At 43.6% G+C, this 16735-nt stretch carries 14 protein-coding genes and 2 pseudogenes; 11 read left to right on the top strand and 5 right to left on the bottom strand.

The annotated features are described in order from the left end of the window. The first annotated feature begins 714 nt into the window (after window positions 1–714). Complete coding sequence (locus LGZ98_RS14045) at window positions 715–2691, top strand: bifunctional 2',3'-cyclic-nucleotide 2'-phosphodiesterase/3'-nucleotidase (RefSeq protein ID WP_262978200.1); 1977 nt, start codon at window positions 715–717, stop codon at window positions 2689–2691. Window positions 2692–2753: 62 nt separating this feature from the next. After that, on the top strand, window positions 2754–3527 hold the full coding sequence (locus LGZ98_RS14040; RefSeq protein WP_262978199.1) for a ribonuclease T2 family protein: 774 nt from the start codon (window positions 2754–2756) through the stop codon (window positions 3525–3527). A 231-nt stretch (window positions 3528–3758) separates the two neighbouring features. Here LGZ98_RS14040 and LGZ98_RS14035 read toward each other — a convergent pair whose 3' ends face one another. Together LGZ98_RS14035 and LGZ98_RS14030 are read right to left on the bottom strand one after the other, a co-directional pair. Next, entirely contained in the window at window positions 3759–4589 is an 831-nt protein-coding gene (locus LGZ98_RS14035) for a phosphoenolpyruvate hydrolase family protein (RefSeq protein WP_262978198.1), read from the bottom strand. Continuing rightward, entirely contained in the window at window positions 4573–5430 is an 858-nt protein-coding gene (locus LGZ98_RS14030; protein WP_262978197.1) for a Tm-1-like ATP-binding domain-containing protein, read from the bottom strand. The genes LGZ98_RS14035 and LGZ98_RS14030 overlap by 17 nt, the downstream gene beginning before the upstream one ends. 27 nt (window positions 5431–5457) lie before the next feature. Here LGZ98_RS14030 and LGZ98_RS24300 point away from each other — a divergent pair. Further along, window positions 5458–5643 (top strand): annotated as a pseudogene (locus LGZ98_RS24300) (hypothetical protein); the annotation flags it as partial. Between the two features lie 518 nt (window positions 5644–6161). Here the strand turns inward: LGZ98_RS24300 and LGZ98_RS14025 are convergent. Beyond that, on the bottom strand, window positions 6162–6722 hold the full coding sequence (locus LGZ98_RS14025; protein ID WP_021325903.1) for a hypothetical protein: 561 nt from the start codon (window positions 6720–6722) through the stop codon (window positions 6162–6164). Next, window positions 6719–7417, bottom strand: a complete 699-nt coding sequence (locus tag LGZ98_RS14020; RefSeq protein ID WP_228902892.1) for a cysteine peptidase family C39 domain-containing protein — start codon at window positions 7415–7417, stop codon at window positions 6719–6721. Before LGZ98_RS14020 ends, LGZ98_RS14025 begins: the two co-directional genes overlap by 4 nt. A 498-nt stretch (window positions 7418–7915) precedes the next feature. Here LGZ98_RS14020 and LGZ98_RS14015 point away from each other — a divergent pair, with 498 nt between their 5' ends. From LGZ98_RS14015 to LGZ98_RS14005, 3 genes are all read left to right on the top strand, one after another. Continuing rightward, the gene (locus LGZ98_RS14015) at window positions 7916–8362 is read left to right on the top strand and encodes a hypothetical protein (RefSeq protein WP_146748094.1); all 447 of its coding nucleotides are present in this window, start codon (window positions 7916–7918) and stop codon (window positions 8360–8362) included. A gap of 93 nt (window positions 8363–8455) precedes the next feature. Beyond that, a complete protein-coding gene (locus tag LGZ98_RS14010; RefSeq protein WP_113042340.1) occupies window positions 8456–9139 on the top strand; it encodes an IS630 family transposase in 684 nt (227 codons plus the stop codon). 374 nt (window positions 9140–9513) lie between these two features. Further along, window positions 9514–10143, top strand: a complete 630-nt coding sequence (locus LGZ98_RS14005; RefSeq protein WP_113042339.1) for a hypothetical protein — start codon at window positions 9514–9516, stop codon at window positions 10141–10143. A 291-nt stretch (window positions 10144–10434) separates the two neighbouring features. Here LGZ98_RS14005 and LGZ98_RS14000 read toward each other — a convergent pair. Further along, window positions 10435–10927: pseudogene (locus tag LGZ98_RS14000) on the bottom strand (transposase); the annotation flags it as partial. A 199-nt stretch (window positions 10928–11126) separates the two neighbouring features. Between LGZ98_RS14000 and LGZ98_RS13995 the strand changes: the two are divergent. The 5 genes from LGZ98_RS13995 to pilO2 form a co-directional block, all read left to right on the top strand. Further along, window positions 11127–12089 (top strand): Abi family protein, encoded by a 963-nt coding sequence (locus LGZ98_RS13995; protein ID WP_113042337.1) that lies wholly within the window; start codon window positions 11127–11129, stop codon window positions 12087–12089. A 175-nt stretch (window positions 12090–12264) separates the two neighbouring features. Further along, entirely contained in the window at window positions 12265–13284 is a 1020-nt protein-coding gene (gene pilL2 / locus LGZ98_RS13990) for a PFGI-1 class ICE element type IV pilus protein PilL2 (protein WP_228900653.1), read from the top strand. Between the two features lie 6 nt (window positions 13285–13290). Continuing rightward, a complete protein-coding gene (gene pilM / locus LGZ98_RS13985; RefSeq protein ID WP_262978196.1) occupies window positions 13291–13728 on the top strand; it encodes a type IV pilus biogenesis protein PilM in 438 nt (145 codons plus the stop codon). A gap of 84 nt (window positions 13729–13812) precedes the next feature. Next, window positions 13813–15447, top strand: a complete 1635-nt coding sequence (pilN, locus tag LGZ98_RS13980; RefSeq protein WP_262978208.1) for a PilN family type IVB pilus formation outer membrane protein — start codon at window positions 13813–13815, stop codon at window positions 15445–15447. Window positions 15448–15470: 23 nt separating this feature from the next. Then, a partial coding sequence (gene pilO2 / locus LGZ98_RS13975; RefSeq protein WP_262978195.1) for a type IV pilus inner membrane component PilO occupies window positions 15471–16735 on the top strand: 1265 nt, incomplete at its 3' end.

The following is a 16735-nucleotide window of genomic DNA, read 5'->3' as shown; positions in this document are numbered from 1 at the left end:
TATTATATGGTTACAGTAGATTGTTTGGTTGAAGGTTATATAAAAAATTGAAATTTTAATAGAATCACTCATTTTTAATTAAAAGTGTTCATCATTATAACCTAAATTAACGATTATTTTGTCATTAAAAACCATAAAAGTTTATATAAGGAAACCATAATATGGATGATAATTGATTGCTTGAAAATATTTACAATTTGTTAACAAATTTGTTTTATACGGTAATATTATGAGCGGTATTTATTAGCCTGAATATTTTACCGGCTCAATGGAATAGAGAGATTTTTGTCCAGAAATAAAGCTAATAATTAAATACAAAGCATTGTAGATATTTTATTCTCACTTAACTTAAATTAAACCGTGTTAAAGGTGGTTAGAGGACAGATTTTACTGTGTTAGTGCTATAGGAGGGGTGAGATCTTGGCAAAGTGGTATGTCTGCGAGTGACTCTTTGCGTGATAAAAATGCAGGTACCCTAACTATAAAAAAACAGATTTATCTTGTTGGTTGAGATAAACGTTTTGCAATTTCTCAGTACAATAGCCTGAGTTTGTTCGTTGAAACGGCATATGATGATGCGCACAGCGACAATCCAGCTTATGAAAATAAAAAACAGATGATTGTGGAAATCGACGCTCATCTGTACTTGTAAGTTGACAGTTAAAGGAGAGCTGATTTTGAGTCATCCTAAACTACCTAAAAAAGAGGTGTGAAATGGTTAACAATGTGTTGAAAGTCTCCACATTAACCTTATTGGTCGCATGTAATGTCCATGCTGCAACAGTTGATTTGCGGGTAATGGAAACATCTGATGTTCACAGTAATCTGATTGATTTTGATTACTTTAAAGATAAATCTACAGAACAATTTGGTTTGGTACGCACAGCGAGTTTAGTTAAAGCTGCCAAAGCAGAAGCCTCTAACACCATTCTGGTCGATAACGGTGATTTGATTCAAGGTAGCCCACTGGCTGATTACGTGGCCGCAAAAGGTCTTAAAAAAGGGGAATCTCATCCAGCACATCAGTTAATGAATACCATGGGTTATACCGTGGGTAACTTTGGTAACCACGAGTTTAACTTTGGTTTGGATTATCTGAAAAAAGCCATTGCCGGTGCGAAGTTCCCTTATATCAATGCCAACATCATGGATGCGAAAACCGGTAAGAACTATTTCACCCCCTATATTATTGTTGATACGCCAGTAAAAGACCGGGAGGGTAAAAATCATACCATCAAGATTGGCTATATTGGTTTTGTACCGCCACAGATTGTTATCTGGGATAAGGTCAATCTGGATGGGAAAGTTGTCGTTAACGATATCACTGAAACCGCGAAAAAATTTGTTCCTCAAATGAAAAAAGCGGGGGCAGATTTGATTATTGCTATTCCTCACTCCGGTTTTTCCAAGGAGCCTTATAAGGCAATGGCTGAGAACTCGGTTTATTACTTGAGTGAAGTTAAAGGTATTGATGCGATTATGTTTGGTCACTCACACGGTGTGTTTCCAAACAAAGAATTTGCCGATATTAAAGGCGTTGATGTTGCCAAAGGTACGGTTAACGGTATTCCGGCTGTTATGCCTGGCCAATGGGGTGATCATTTAGGTGTTGTTGATATGGTTATCGACAACGAGGGTGGGGCCTGGAAAGTGACGGAAGCCAAAGCGGAAGCGCGCCCGATTTATGACAAAGTGAATAAAAAGGCACTGGTTGAGCGTGATAGTGAATTGGCAAAAATTATTGGGCAAGCTCATCAGGGAACGCGGGGTTTTGTCGGTAAATTGATTGGCAAAGCGTCTGCCAATATGTATAGCTATTTGGCTTTGATTCAAAGTGACCCGACAGTGCAGATTGTGAATGATGCACAAGCCGATTACACGCGGCATTTTATTCAAGGTGATCCCGATTTAGCGGATATTCCTGTTCTGGCCGCTGCGGCACCATTCAAAGTTGGCGGGCGTAAAAATGCACCCGCAGAGTTTGTTGAAGTTGAAAAAGGTGATTTAACCTTTCGTAACGCAGCAGATTTGTATCTCTATTCCAATACACTGGCTGTTGTGAAGGTCACCGGTGCTGATGTGATTGAATGGTTGGAGTGTTCGGCCGGCATGTATAACCAGATTGATCCAAATTCAACTCAGCCGCAGTATCTGTTGAATTGGAGCGGCTTCCGTACTTATAACTTCGACATGATAAGTGGCGTGAATTATAAGATTGATCTGACTCAACCTGCTAAATACGACGTTGATTGCCAGATCATCCATCAAGGGGCGAATCGTATCAAAGAGCTGACTTACCAAGGTAAACCGATCGATCCTCACGCTAAATTTCTCATTGCTACCAATAACTACCGCGCCTATGGTGGTAAATTTGCCGGCACAGGCGAAGATTACATTGCATTCGCTTCACCGGATGAGAACCGCGCTATTTTGGCTGCTTACATTGCTAAAATGTCTAAACAGAAAGGGATAGTAGCGACCAAAGCAGAGAATAATTGGTCGATTATGCCAATCAAAACTGACAAGAAATTGGATATCCGTTTCGAAACGTCTCCAAGTGAGAAAGCGGCGAGATTCATCAAAACATTTTCTCAATATCCTGTGAAATATTTGGAAAATGATGAGATCGGTTTTGCTGTGTATCAAATTGATCTGACTGAAAAAAATAATTTTAATAGTCGCCTGCCTTAATTTTGGCAGGTTTTTGTTTGTTTACCATCAACAGGGAAATAATTTCCCATAAAGGAATTAAGATGCGTTTTTTTAATTTATTATCAGCAATATTCGTTTTACTGATTGTGGGCTGTGTGAAGCAACCAGAAGTGACTGACTCGTTGGAGTCTCGATCAACATTGGAAGAGGGGGTGTCTTGTATCTTACCTGCTACTCCGCCGAAAGATTATGATTATGTTGCTAAAGGTGACCGTTATGGTCAGAATGCAACCGCATCGACAGATTACTTCAAACTGGCTATTAGTTATTCTCCAGCATTTTGTAAGAGCAAAGCAAAGAATATTGAGCGCCTGAAAAATAGTAACAAACTTGCTGAAGCGCAGCGTGAATATGAAAAGTTTGAATTGCAATGTTTCTCCGAAAACAAATTTAGTTGGGTAATTCACGGTTTGTGGGCGCAAACCTGTGATAGTAAATCAATGGCACAGTGCCGTGATTGGTCTGATGTCAGAAAACATCCACGTCTTTGCAAAGGGGATTTGTCACCACTGGATTATCAGGTGATTAAACCTTATCTATGCGCTTCTCCGGGGGCAGATTTGTTACAAGCTGAGTGGGAAAAACATGGTGTTTGTGCGTTTACAACGCCAGATCAATTTTTCAGTAAACAGCAAGAACTGTTTGATGGATTGGTATTGCCTAATGATCGTCCATCTAATAAACAGTTAATTAAGTTCCTCCAGAAAAATAACCCATCATTGAAGGGAAAAACCATTCAGATCAATCGTGATGAATTTTACGTTTGTTACAGCAAAAATTTCGACGTGATTGATTGTCCAAAGCGTGAGTTGTGATGGTTCTCCTTTCTATAAAGGAAAATCACAGTGATGTGCCTGACCTGCGGTAACGTGGGTCAGGTTTGCCTTCTCTTAATCGTCGATATATCCCTTTCAGGGGATATTTTGTATTTATCCGTTATAGGGATAATTATGAAGATCACATCACCAGAGATACTCGCACTCGCAATGAGGGAGACCCGCAAAAAAATAGTACTAAGTTTCCACATAGCTTAAGGTTAATTCTCACTAACCCCGATTAATTTCTTTAAATTTCTGGATAGTGTGTTTGATGGCTTGTTCTGTTGGCAAACGCTCCATTGAACTGGCACCATAGAACCCATGACAATTGGGACAATGAGCCATAATATAGGCGACATCTTCCGGTTCCAAAATTGGGCCGCCGTGACATAACGTAATAATGTCATTTCGGATAGTTTTAGCTGCCGAAGCACAAGCGTTAATGATTGGTATACAAGATTTCAGATCATATGATGTATTAGCACTAATATCACCGCCAGTGGTTAGCCCCAGATGTACAACAATGATATCAGCACCTGCTTGTGCCATAGCCTCAGCCTCTTTTGCATTGAAAACATAAGGAGTGGTAATCATTCCTTTTTTATGTGCCAGGCGGATTAGCTCTACCTCCAATGCATAACCCATGCCTGTTTCTTCCAGATTTTTTCTGAACTTTCCATCAATAAGCCCTACTGTTGGGAAGTTTTGAATACCAGCAAAATCTTGTGCCTTCAATTCATCCAGGAAAAGAGATAAATTACAGAATGGATCAGTACCGCAGACACCCGCTAATACAGGTGTTTCCTTAACTATCGGCAATATTTCATTACCCATTTCTCTGACAATTTCATTTGCATTACCGTATGGCATTAATCCGGCCAATGATCCTCTGCCAGCCATTCTGAAGCGTCCAGAATTATATACGATAATGAGGTCTGCCCCGCCTGCTTCCTCGCAACGCGCTGAAAGCCCCGTGCCTGCACCCGCTCCAATAATAGTTTCGTTACGTTCGACTTTTTGTTTTATAGCTTCAATAATCTGATTATATTTTTTCTTCATGAGAAATTCCTTGGTGTTCTGTAATTTCCTTGAATTGCTGTATTACCAGAGCACAAAATTGTGGTGAATTGATGTGAAAAGGTGTTTTTATAACTTTTCGCAATTCTGTTTGTTTTATTGTTTTTTTTAGTCCATGACAGAAAGCCTGTGTTGATGCAGGTAAATAAAAAGGTTGTTCAGGGCAATCTAGAGTAGAGAATCCGCCTTCCGGAATAATAAATCGAATAGGTCCATTACACTTATTAAGTTTGTTCCCTATCCAGATACCAAGCTGATAGTTTTCTTCGGGTGTGGTTCGCATTAATGTCACCTGAGAATTATGCTCGACAAATAGCCTATTGCTGTAGCGTTCTGGAACCGTGTCCTTTGCACCAAAGTTAACCATGTCCAAAGCGCCAGCACTGCCAATCCACGGAATGCTTTTTTTTGCAATGACGTCTAAGCGTGTGTCAGGGCAACCCAAAACACCCCCAAATAATAGATCAGCAATTTCTGTTAATGTAATATCCAAAACACAAACCAATTCGCCGTCTTTAGCCAATTTCTCCATGCTTGTTCCACCATTGCCGGTAGCATGAAAAGCCAGGCAATCGTATTGAGTATTTAACGCGGCAGTGAGCTGATTAATGCACGGAGTCGTCATACCAAACATCGTCAACCCTAAAGCGGGTTTATGAATATCAGCCAATGGCATAAAATAATTGACAGAGCCCGCCATCATATTTGCAGCATTAGACAATACTGCACGAGAAATACGGTTGAGTCCGTTGAGATCGGTTACCGTATAAAGCATGGCAATATCGCTGGCCTTAACATAGGCCGAGACATTCCCTGACGCCATCTTCATGTCAGTACAGTAAGACCGTCCGAAAAAAGCCGTGAGCATCGGGTCCATACCGGAGCAAATTGTGCCGATTGCCGGGAAAAAGAAAAGTGTACTCAGGCGAAAAAGGGCAGAAAAATTAAACGTTACCCGGAAGATGACGCGCGAGATAAACTGTGTTTACGGATGGACAAACCGGAGTCAAAGTGGAATTTACCTTGTACGCCATAGCGTATAACTTATCAAGGGCAGTTGCTCTGATATTATGGCTTATTTTTAGCCTGCCATGGGTTGTCAGTCCCAATAACAGGCAATAAATCTCTGTGGGTTTATTTTTAATGCTGGCCTTTTGCGACACCCTCCGATGAGCCTGTCTCTTGATCTATGAAATATGATCAAGAGACAGTGCCTGCGGGGGTTTTACTTTTTTTGCGTGTGTAAAAAATATCTTGGCTAATTTTATCAGGGTGAATACTATGTAAAAATGTAAAGAAAGGAGTCTTTCATGGAGCTGTTTACGCGCAGAATTAAAGCTGTGTACACCTGGCAGAATTACTACTGTATTGATGTCAAATCACGTTTTTTGCAGAGTGAGCTACTTTAAACTCATGAAGTACATTCTTTGGGTGATTTTATGCAGAAACCATTAGCTAATGAGTTCAACATCAAGGTTGCACCTATTTTCCGCCGACCAAAAACTAAAAGATGCCCATTTTTTTAACTGGGCATTATAGTTTAGCATCTTAGAGTCAACCTATTTGCGCTATAATTTTGTTTGAGATCTCTTCCACCTCATACAATTTGTGGATCGCGATATCCCGGATTAATGTTGGCTTAAGCGGGATGATAATGTCGTGAATTGGGTTGTGCAACCATAGAGCCACGAAATGACACCAAGGTAAATTAAGTTGCCGCACTTCATAGCCTTGCTGTTGAACCCTACTATCCATTTCCGCTGCAAGGAGTGCCTCAACTGTCGAGATGGGTATCGGGCCATCAAGGGTCATCGAAGAGACGATGAGATTTGCATCGTGCATGTTCAAATGGAGGTCGGACACGGCAGAGCTGCCTGACAACAATAGATACCTCCAACCTGTAGCGTGGGCAGCTTTGGTCAAAGATTTCGTTTTTTCAAATTCATTGTGATCGACATAGTACATTTTAATCGGGTTCGACGATGAGACGTCGTTGGTATTTATTTTATTGTTTTTGTCAGCTTCGCTAAGCGAGCCTCCATCTATAATACCTTGCAAAAAAGAAACGATAACACTGTCCGCTCCGCTTGGATCGTTCACAAAGGAAATAGTCATTTACGTGCCTCATGTATTGTTGGTTGTTTTGTTGGTTGTTTAGTAAAGCAGGTTTGCCTCCAGTCAGCTTCTGAATCTCCATAGTAATATAACGGGAATATATGGGCATTCTCGAGCGTTTTCGTATTGTCCCACGGATTGCAAACCTCCCAAACTGGATATGGATTTGTCGATGATTGTGGCACCAGATCGAATCCGCCTGATATCACTACTGCATGACCCCCAGTATCACCCAAGGCGGGAATTTTCTTTGAGAAAATAACGGCAACGACAAATGGACTATTATTAGCTAGTTCTTGTGCACAACGGTTAAAATCAGCTCTTCCTTTTATTTCTTCCTTAAGCGCCCCTATCACCTCCAAGGACGTGTTTGGCATTCCCTCCTTATTGCAATTATCACCACCTGGAAAATGGTTGTAGGGAGCTACACAAGATCCAGGGTTAAGCTGTCGGGCACCAGAATAAATCGGCTCTTGTAGGTAACGATACGGTTTCCGCGCATAATAACTGCCTATACTTGCAGCCACAGCGATCCAGCACCAAAACGTTTGCTCCTGCCTTTGCGCGTACCCTTTACGCCAGAAATCCGTGACATAGGGTTGTTTGTCGGCTTCTATGCTACGTTTGGAGGCAGAAAGCGCCACTTTCTTTAAAGAGAGGCATCTCGGTAGAATGCCATTTTGAATATCAATCATGTTGTCCTCACTTGTTGAAAATGCGACTCCAGTTTTAGAATTTTAGATTACGAATCATATTGGATTTTATGTTCGTAAATTATAAAAATCACATATAAAAAAAGACGCTATATTAACATATTGTGGTAGCATAGTTAATTTGGCTCTCGGATTAATAGTTATTTGTTTTGTATAAATATGGGGTTGTGAAGAGACATATTTAAATGTAAATTGCTTTGTATTAACTTTAAATGCATACACTATGTACAAACTTTAATAGGAATCATTTGGATGATTTACTCCACACTTTATTTATGTTCTCCGAACATAAGCTCTAATGAAATAATTAGTAATTTGTTGACATGGCTCTGATGAAGTTTATATTTTGTATAAAAATAAAATAAATCTTATATTGTGTATGACAAGTAAAAAATTCGATGGTTTCTTGATTTTTCTTAAACACACTATATATAACGATATGTGAATTTTATCTTATAAATATCTAAAAAGGAGTATGTTATGTATTACAGGTTAATTAACGAAGAAACAGGTTTATATCTCGGAGTTCGAGAGTCTAGTTCAAATCGTATAGTTAGAGGGTTTAGTCTTGATGAAGTATCTCAGGAGAGAAATAATATTCATGTGGTATGGGCTATATCACACCGGTTTGACGGAGCTCAGATAGGGGCACTAGACGCGTTAATCCGTGGGCAATTTTTTAGGTTGGCAAACGGTTATGAAAAGATAGTAGTAGATGGCCGTATTTATGATGCCTTGACTGTGGATAGTCCTGATGGTAATACCCTGAAATTTACAGTTAGCGAACATCATAATGGCCTTTACACTATACAGCCAGCGAATGACCGTAATGCCTATTTGAGTATACCACCAAAACAAGTGGCCTACCATCCAAGCGTAATTTGCGGGCATAAACTCTCTTATTGGAAGCTAGAACTAAACACCTAATTAACTGTTCTGAATAGTAGATCAATGAACTCAGTCCAAATTTAGTGATCTGATCGATGGCTAAACATCACAAATCACTAACAGGACTGAGTCATGTCTATCATAGCTCCGATACCCCGCGACGAAAGACGCAGAATGCAAAAAGAAATCCAACGCATATCAGATAAAGGTTACGCACGGAGACTTATTGCTATCTTACTGCTTCATAAAGGAAAAATGGTTATAGAAACCCGTGATATTACCGGGGCGGAGCGTTCTTCTATTGGGCGAGGGGTGAATTGGTTTACCGAAGGCGATATCGATCTCAAGCCGAAAATTGGCGCAGATTGGACACTTAAAGGGCAGCAGAAAAAAGTGGTCACGCCCGGAAACAACTGTAAGCATTATCTGACGGGAGCGCTTCATGCCGGAATAGATAAAGTGCTTTATGTTTCAGGCAGTAAGAAGAACACTGAGTTGTTTATTGCGATGCTGGAAAAGCTGAAACAGCATTACCAAAGAGCCAAAAATATCACGTTGATACGGGATAACTACATTATCCATAAAAGCCGTAAGACAGAGGCTTGGTTGAAAAATAACCCGAAGTTCAGATTGTTATTCCAACCCATTTATTCGCCATGGGTGAATCTGATTGAGAAACCTTGGTACGCCCTGCATGAAACGATAACACGTAACCACCGATTCCAATATATGTGGGAACTCCTCAGGAAAATTAAGCATTTTATGCACAACGTATCCCCCTTTCCTGGAGGTAGTCATGGTATGGCAAATATATAGCACAATTAGGATCAATTATTTAGCCTATTTCATAACTTCTATCCTTTCAAAGGATTCTAATAAGTAGATAGAAAAGATCCCAATGAAAGGAGCTTTTATATACTGACACTTACTAATAATAATGAAGTTTGTACGTAGTGTATGTATTTTAAGTTAATACAAAGCAATTTACATTTAAATATGCCTCTTCGCAACCCCATGTTTATACAAAAATAGCTACTAATCCGATGTTAAAATTAACTATGACGGCATAATATGTTAATTGTGGCTGTTTTTTTATATATGTTTTTTATAATTTACGAGCTTAAAATCTAATGTGATTGGTGATCTGAAATTCTAAAACTGGAGTCGCATTTTCAACAAGTGAGGACAACATGATTGATATTCAAAATGGCAATTTACCGAGATGCCTCTCTTTAAAGAGAGTGGCGCTTTTTGCCTCCAAACGTAGCATAGAAGCCGACAAACAACCCTATGTCACGGATTTCTGGCGTAAAGGGTATGCGCAGAGACCGTATCGTTACCTACAAGAGCCGATTTATTCTGAAGTCCGACAGCTTAACCCTGGATCTTGTGTAGCTCCCTACAACCATTTTCCAGGTGGTGATAATTGCAATAAGGAGGGAATGCCAGACAAGTCCTTAGGGGCAATAGGGGCGCTTGAGAAAGCAATAGAAGGAAAAGCTAATGCGAGTCTTTGTATAGGAGAACTGTTTAATAGTCGGCCATTTGTCGTTGCCGTTTTTTTCTCAAAGAAAGTTCCCGCCTTGGGTGATACTGGGGGTCACGTAGTGGTGATATCGGCCGGATTTAATATGAAGGAGTCACAACCACCGTCACATCCAGTTTGGGAAGTGTGTAACCCGTGGGACAATACGAGATCTTTGGAGAATTACGAGATATTCCCGTTATATTACTATGGAGATCCAAAAGCTCGCTGGGCGCAAACCTGCTTTACTAAACAACCAACAAAACCACCAACAATACATGAGGCACGCAAATGACTATTTCCGTTGTGAGCGCTCTAAGCGGAGGAGAGCATAAATCTATGGTCACCCCGTTTTTGCAACACTGATTTTGATTAATGGTAGGCTTGTTTAAATCTATCCGGCGTCTCTATGGACAAGAATGCCCGCACCTCAATGAGTTCTGCACCTGATGAACTTCAATGAGCCATTTTTATGCTTAGGTTTTTCATCAGGTCGTTCATGTCATCAATAATCAGTCTTCGCAAAACCCGATGGGTAACTGCTTAAATTAACGATAGCGTCCCTGCTCAAGCAGGGCAATTACCGTTACCTTTCGAACACAGTTTGTCGTGTCGTGATAGCCCAAGCTATCCGGGCCAATTTGTTTGCCAGCGCACAAGCCACTACACAAGCGTGTTTTCTGACCAGTTCGCTTTAACCCAGCTGGCCAGACGTCCCGATTGATGGTCGATGCGCTGGATAAAAACTCGGGCACACTGAACCAACAACCGTCACAGATTTTTATCGCCACGTTTACATTCCCAGTAGCGTATTTTTTTCCGCCGGTATTGTATTGACGAGGGACCAGACCAGTCGATGCAGCAAAGTCCCGGCTGCGAGCATACTGTTTGCTATCGCCTAACTGAGAAGATAAAACGCTAGCAGTTATTGGACCAACGTCAGGAATTGTCAGAAGCTGTTGTCCTGCCTCATTACGGTTTAACGCCTGTTCCAGCGCGGCTTCAAGTTCATTAATCTGTTCAACCAGATAGCGATAATGAGCATGCAGCCGCATCAGTAGCTGCACCAAGTAGGGAGGATTTCAGGACACATCAAAAGTCTGGTTACTCACAGATACCGAGAATAACCCTATGCGAATCTGACAGAAGTGTCAAAATGCGTTGACAAAATCTACGTCGGGCGTAATATTAGCCCTAACAACGCTCGCAATGTTCCCTAGGGGATGTTCGTGGGCTTTTTTTTTGCCTCTTTTTCTTCTTCAGGGATGACTGCTAATCATGCCTTATACCCTCTATCCAAAGCCGTATCGTTCACCAGGGGATCTTGTTGCCGATTTACAGGCTAAGCATCTTCAGTTTCAGAATACTGCTGATGCAGAACAAATTCTTAGTCAGATAAGCTATCACCACTTCAAAATTTACCTGCATCCGTTCCTCGATTCGGCCAGCCCCGGCGGCAAGCATTACCGTCCGACAGCGTTCTTTGAGCATGGCGTTCAGATTTACCGGTTTGATGAGGAACTCCGCGCTTACCTTTTTAAGGTCATCGCCAGACTGGAAGTTAAATTACGCAGCCGTCTCGATCACACACTCGCCGCGCACAGTAATAATCTGTTCTGGTATCTTGATAATACATTCTTTTTAACCACGAACGGTACGCAAAAACTTGATGCTATTCGCAGCCGGATAGCTTCAGAATTCCTTAACAGCAAAGAAGCCTACGCCCATAATTATAAAGCTAAGTATTTCAACGAGACGCACGACAATTTCAAACAGCTTCCCCCATTCTGGATCGCCAGTGAGTTTCTGACAATTGGTGCGCTTCAGAAGATCTATTCAGTCATCAATAACCACTATTTTTATAATCTGCCTGGTACGGCCAGTAACACACTGCAAAGATTAGCGGCTGAATTTGGTGCGCGAAAATTTTCAACTCTGTCTAATTGGGTTACCGTGCTACGTGATGTTCGCAACAAGTGTGCCCATCATAGCCGCCTTTGGAACGTCAATCTGCCTGCGCCAAAAGATATTATGCATCTTCTAACGGTTGTGCCGCTACAGACGAATCGCCTTTATAATGCTCTGGTAGTCATGAATCAGATGATCAAAACGCTCGGTATTACCAGCCTGGACTTTTTTGACACGATTGATGATCTGACACAGCAATACCCGGCGATTCAACCTTACCTGCGTAGCGCTGGGTTTGCTCATAACTGGCGGGCAGATCCGTTCTGGCATTAACGTTTAACTCTGACAAATTGACTCATCTGGTGTACTGACTTCGATCGGTGCGTTTTTTTTGATTTTGCAAAAAGAGTTTTGCATTGAGCGTAGTCCCGGATCCCCGCACAGTAAGCCGCATTTAAGATCACCTGCATGGGAATGCTCATGAAAAACCCTGTTTTTTCTCACTCAGTTGGCTGTCCGTCATGGTATTGGCTGGTGTGCCGGACAAACTCAGGAGACTACCGCATCCGGTGTAAGTTTTCACTGTTCTCATCAGGCACGTCCCGCCGTATCCGATATCTATTCTCTGACACCAGAAGTTACGCGCTATGAGCGCTATACCTTGGTGAGTGTAGGCAGCCAGTCTGCGCAGCGTGAACCACTCAATCAAATCATCAATATCACTATGCCAGTACCATTGGTACAACGCATTGGTGATGGATTGCGCTATCTGCTATTTGGAACCGGTTATTCGTTGTGTGATACCGCCGCAACCCATTTCGTTAAATTGATAGGCAGGCCATTACCGGCTATTCAACGCAAAATTGGGCCGATACGGCTCAATGAGGCGTTACAGATTGTTGCCGGGTCTGCATGGCGTATCCGGGTAGATGAGGTGAATCGTGAAGTGTGTTTTGTTTTACGTGATGAATATTGTCAATTTTCTGAGACAACGGTTGGTCGGATAACACCACCCAAAATGCGGGTACCGTTGCAGAGATCTTCTTCACAGGCGTTATCGGCACTTTCATTATCCAACAGAACATCAACCACTCCGTTACCGGTGAAGCAGCCGATGGCTGAAAGACAAAAAATAGAAATTCTTCAATCTCCTGTGACAGGAGGAAAACCTACTGCCATTTCTTCTGTATTGCCCACTCAGCCCGTTAAATCCTTACTCAGCGGCAGTACACCCGTGGCAACGGTACCGATAGGCAACATCTGGCGTGCGGAAACAGGAACTACTTTGCGTGGAACGTTGGAGCGGTGGGCTAATACAACGGATTGCCCGGTAGGAGGACATTGGGTAGTGGTGTGGTCGTCACCGACGGATTACCGCATTGATGCGCCGCTGACGTTTAAAGGCAACTTTGAGTCCTTGTTGGTACAAGTGTTTGATCTTTACCGACAGGCTGAGAAGCCGTTGTTTGCCGAAGTCAGTCGCCTTCAGTGCCTGATTTCAGTCAGTGATAAACCCGTGACCCGGTAAGCCGTAATGGGGTACGTCATTAGTGCGTTTGCCTTGGTTTTTTTGCTGATTGCAGGTGGCATACAGCTGCGACAGGCAGAACAACTGCACGTCGATCATGACAACACAACAGCTCGGATACTGGCAGATCAAATGTTGCTATTAGCCAGTGCCATTAATCACTGGCGTGGCGGCTATGCATCTAAAAATGGCACGGTGGATCTCCGTAAGCTCATTCTGCCTTTTCAGCCTGATGCCCGTATCCGGCATGTTATCAGCCAAGATCGGCTCTGGGTGTGGATGCCGGAAATACCCGGTCTTGTAACCGCTCTGCGCGAACGCACTAAGGGGTCAATGTTGATTGGTGAAGTCCGGCAGGGACGGTTGTATGGCTTATCTGGTCAAGAGATAGGACTCACTCTCCCTGACGGGATTAGCGATGGTGATGTGGTGTATTTCAACTGAAAAAGCGAACAGGATTTGATGAAAAATAAATGGTGTTCACTCAGGCTTTGTACTTGCCTTGTTCCATTAGCGGCGGTAACAGGCATGGCGCTGATGTCCGGTTGTACCTTGTGGGCAGTGGATAATATGGCGCGTGAGGCCAGTATGCAAAGTCGAGTAGCACAACAGTATTTGCGTCAACAGCATAGCCTGAAACAGCCAGTAGTAACCTGGGTAGATAAACCCTGGGTGAATTTGAAACCGGTAGTTCAGCCTGTCGCATCGGTAAAGTTACCGTCCTGTCAGATAACGATTAACAGTAAAGTTGGGCTGACATTACCTGAACTGGGACAACGTATTACCCAACTTTGTGGTATTCGGGTCACGGTAGCGCCCGATGTTTTATCACGAGTATCAACCACTGCCGGTGGGTTGACGCGCCAGATGAATAGGGCATTACCGACAGCTGATGATAAGGGACGTATGCCATTGGATTGGCTGGATGATCGCGATATACACTCAATTGATGCTGATGAGCGTCGAGAGCCAGAAGGACTCACGGGTCTCAATTGGCAAGGGGAGCTAACGGGGCTTTTAGACAATATTGCCAGCCGGTTAGGGATTGCATGGAAGATGGATAACAGGGCCGTCGTGTTTTATCGATTCGAAACCCGGACATTTCAGTTGAATGTTCTCAACACCCGTACCAGTAGTAATGCCAGTGTTGCCTCAGGTTCAACCAGTAGTATGGGGACATCAGGGGGCAGTGGTAATGTCAACAATTCTGTCTCTGGGGAGGCCAGCTCTTCACAGAAAACGACGGTTGATCTGAACAGTGATTTATACGAAGACATCCGTAAGACAGTCGAAAATATGTTGACGCCCGAACGGGGTCGGTTCTGGTTGTCAAGCTCCAGTGGAACGCTGATGGTAACAGACACGCCGGCGGTGCTCGATTCGGTATCCCGTTATGTGGAAGAACAAAATACTGTTCTCAACCGTCAGGTTTTGTTGAATGTTCAGGTGCTGAGTGTCAGCACTACCCGTAAAGAGCAAATGGGGTTGGACTGGGGATTAGTTTATAACTCATTGCATAATTTGGGGGCTACGTTATCTGGCAGTTTTAGCGGTATGGGCAGTGGGGCAACGTCTGCGGGTGTCAGTATTTTGGAAAATGCCACAGGGAAAGCGGCAAAACTCTCCGGTTCCAGCCTGCTGATAAAGGCGTTGAGCGAGCAAGGTAATGTCAGTGTGGTGACCTCTCAAGGAAGTGCGACCACTAATTTGACCCCCATTCCGATACAGATGGCTGATCAGACGGTGTATGTGGCTCAAAGCAGTACAACGACGGCTACGGATGTGGGAGCCACCACAGCTCTGATGCCCGGGATGATTACTACCGGGTTTAATATGACTTTGTTGCCGTTGATACAGCGTAATGGGGATGTTCAGTTACAAGTGGCTTTTAACCTGTCTGATCCGCCGACTATCCGTTCATTCACATCTAAAGAAGGCAATTCTTATATCGAGATGCCGTATACCCGGTTACGTTCACTGAGTCAGAAAGTGAATCTACGTGCCGGGCAGGCGCTGGTACTCACCGGATTTGAACAGGCTGATACTCGGGTGACTAAGGCGGGAACCTTTACACCGGGTAATTTCCTGCTTGGGGGAGGCCAGTCCGGAGAGAATCAGCGCAGCACGTTGGTTATTTTGATCACCCCCGTATTACTGGATTGAGGAATGAAAGGCTGCATGAATCAATGAACAGCATCGATTTAGAAATACCCGGTGAGATACCCGAAGTCACGGTTGTAAAGGCCGAGCGCCATTGTTGGATCGGTGGCCTGCGTTGGTCACCGTACATGAAGGTGAAACGGGGACCCCGCAGAAGGCAACGTGTTCGTCCGGTAGCCAGTCGATCTCAATACGCCGATGTACATCGGGTCGTGGGCAATCGTTCGGGGAGACGTCAGCAGACTACACGCATGATGGGAACGGGAATAATCAGGAAATTGTATTGCCGTCACACACCGTATTCTTTAGCCATCGCTTTTTTATCGCATTCCGGCCCAAACGGGTACGGGATTTACGATTTGGGCGAGGGGCAATGGTTATTTTTGGCGACGCAGAATGGTTTGCCGTCCGTAATGGCCGATATTGTTGGAACTCGCGAGAGTGTCAATGCAGCACTGTCCCGTTTTTTAACTTTTAACCCGGCTCCAGATAAAAGCTGGCGGGTAGTATCTGACCCTGATAATCCGGCGCACTGGCGCTCAATAACTTCTGCTTTGTCTGCTCATCAGTATCGGATGTGTCGCCTGCAACGGCGGTGGCGGACACCATTATTGTTGATGGCCGTATTTATCATGTTGTTGATTGTCGTATGGGGGTTATTGCAGTCAGGAAAATCTCCCGATGAGAGATTACCGATGACTGAAACCGTTCAAGTCAGGGCATCACGATTGTTTGAAGAAACGCCAAAACCGGTTGACTTACCTCATCCGTGGGCCGATAAGCCGTTGTTACCCGCGTTTTTGGCACGTTGTGTCATGACCAGTCGGACGATCCCGGTGTTATTGGCGGGTTGGCGCTTGACGGCAGGTTCATGCCAAAAAGATGGCGTCCGCCTTCACTACGAGATTATGCCTGGCGGTACAGCAGCGCATTTTGTTCAGCGTGTACAGAGTGTATTTAAGCAGTCACCGGTTTTTGACCTGGTTCAGGGCGCAAAAGAAGGCCGGGTATTCCTGCCGTGGAAACCTTTGCCGGTTCGCAATGAAGCGGTGCCTGCTGTTTCAGTACAGTTGATGAAGATGGTGTCGAATTTCCAGCAATGGCAGATCCCTCTGACGTTAAATGAACTGACTCCCGCATCGGCATTACCGGGAGACGGGCAATCTATACCTTCCCAGGATTGGCGAGAATACCTGTTCAGCTTCAGTAGTCGGGTGATGCCAGCATGGCTATTTGCTGAACTGGATGATACAGGGCTGCGACTGAACAGCCTCACGTTTACCCTGACCTC

Source organism: Photorhabdus kayaii, from assembly GCF_025384895.1.
GTDB classification, from domain to species: domain Bacteria; phylum Pseudomonadota; class Gammaproteobacteria; order Enterobacterales; family Enterobacteriaceae; genus Photorhabdus; species Photorhabdus kayaii.
This window is presented reverse-complemented; position numbering and strand designations above follow the sequence as displayed.

Coding starts and splice junctions, on each gene's coding strand:
- LGZ98_RS14040 (WP_262978199.1), top strand. CDS start 2,754: ATGCGTTTTTTTAATTTATTATCAGCAATATTCGTTTTACTGATTGTG.
- LGZ98_RS14005 (WP_113042339.1), top strand. CDS start 9,514: ATGATTGATATTCAAAATGGCAATTTACCGAGATGCCTCTCTTTAAAG.
- pilM (WP_262978196.1), top strand. CDS start 13,291: ATGGGGTACGTCATTAGTGCGTTTGCCTTGGTTTTTTTGCTGATTGCA.
- LGZ98_RS13995 (WP_113042337.1), top strand. CDS start 11,127: ATGCCTTATACCCTCTATCCAAAGCCGTATCGTTCACCAGGGGATCTT.
- LGZ98_RS14010 (WP_113042340.1), top strand. CDS start 8,456: ATGTCTATCATAGCTCCGATACCCCGCGACGAAAGACGCAGAATGCAA.
- LGZ98_RS14030 (WP_262978197.1), bottom strand. CDS start 5,430: ATGGCGTCAGGGAATGTCTCGGCCTATGTTAAGGCCAGCGATATTGCC.
- LGZ98_RS14045 (WP_262978200.1), top strand. CDS start 715: ATGGTTAACAATGTGTTGAAAGTCTCCACATTAACCTTATTGGTCGCA.
- LGZ98_RS14015 (WP_146748094.1), top strand. CDS start 7,916: ATGTATTACAGGTTAATTAACGAAGAAACAGGTTTATATCTCGGAGTT.
- LGZ98_RS14035 (WP_262978198.1), bottom strand. CDS start 4,589: ATGAAGAAAAAATATAATCAGATTATTGAAGCTATAAAACAAAAAGTC.
- pilN (WP_262978208.1), top strand. CDS start 13,813: ATGGCGCTGATGTCCGGTTGTACCTTGTGGGCAGTGGATAATATGGCG.
- LGZ98_RS14025 (WP_021325903.1), bottom strand. CDS start 6,722: ATGACTATTTCCTTTGTGAACGATCCAAGCGGAGCGGACAGTGTTATC.
- LGZ98_RS14020 (WP_228902892.1), bottom strand. CDS start 7,417: ATGATTGATATTCAAAATGGCATTCTACCGAGATGCCTCTCTTTAAAG.